The sequence below is a fragment of the Vibrio genomosp. F10 str. 9ZD137 genome (genome assembly GCF_049974785.1).
Taxonomy (GTDB): domain Bacteria; phylum Pseudomonadota; class Gammaproteobacteria; order Enterobacterales; family Vibrionaceae; genus Vibrio.
On record NZ_JBNGCJ010001075.1, the window covers coordinates 1 to 1,069 of the forward strand.

The 1,069-nt window shown below is 48.1% G+C and carries 1 protein-coding gene; it reads right to left on the reverse strand.

Annotated features, from left to right (window positions below; all coding sequences use genetic code 11):
• On the reverse strand, positions 1-1,069 hold a 1,069-nt coding region (locus ACP45E_RS22600), incomplete at both ends, for a TRAP transporter permease (RefSeq protein WP_141707504.1).

Below are 1,069 nucleotides of genomic sequence, written 5' to 3' on the forward strand. Positions count from 1 at the left end.
CCCGCTCTTCCGATCTAATACCAATCATATTGCGAGCGCCTGATACCAAGCTTTCTGCTAAATCAACAAATCCAGCTTTTACTTGCTCAGAGACATCGCCTGACTGAGACATCATTGCCATCAGTGGACGTTGCGTGATCAAGATAAAGACCATGAACACGGTTGCCCAGAATGCAGATAGCCCTGGCGAAAATCGTTCGACAGTCAAGCACCAAACCAATACGACAATAGGAAGCAGGAAATGCAGCCCTGATTTGATGGTAGGGCCAGGTTCTGGCACTTCGGTCAGTTCCACATTAAGGTCCATTCCTTCATCTGCATAGCGCGAGGAAATGCGAACCAAAGCGACATAGGCTATCAATAGAGCGATGGTGACAATCGGTGTTGCTGCGGCGCCAAAGACATCTTTCGTCCAACCAACGCCGTAGTAAACAATCGCACTCATGACACCGAGGCCGATAATTGTACCAGTAAATGATAATAGGCTTTGAACCCATGTCGGAGTGTGACGACGAGGCAGGCCTGTCATACCCGCTTTACACGCTTCTAAATGGACAATATAAATCAGTGCGATGTAAGAAATTAAAGCAGGTAAAAGAGCCGCTTTGATAACTTCAACATAGGAAATACCGACATACTCAACCATCAAGAAGGCTGCTGCACCCATAATCGGTGGAGTCAGTTGCCCGTTGGTTGATGCTGCAACTTCAACAGCACCCGCTTTTGTACCCGGGAAACCCACTCGTTTCATGAGAGGAATGGTGAATGTTCCTGTAGTCACGACGTTGGCAATCGAAGAGCCGGAGACTAAGCCTGACAGCCCAGAAGCGACGACCGCTGCTTTTGCTGGACCGCCTTTCATATGACCCAGTAAAGAGAACGCGACTTTAATAAAGTATGCACCGGCTCCAGCGCGTTCTAGCATTGCACCAAATAGTACAAACAAGAAAACAAAGGACGTTGAAACACCCAGAGCAACACCAAATACACCTTCAGTGGTTAACCACAGGTGCGACATTGCTTTATTTAAGCTCGCACCCTTGTGGGCGATAACAAGATCGGAAGAGCG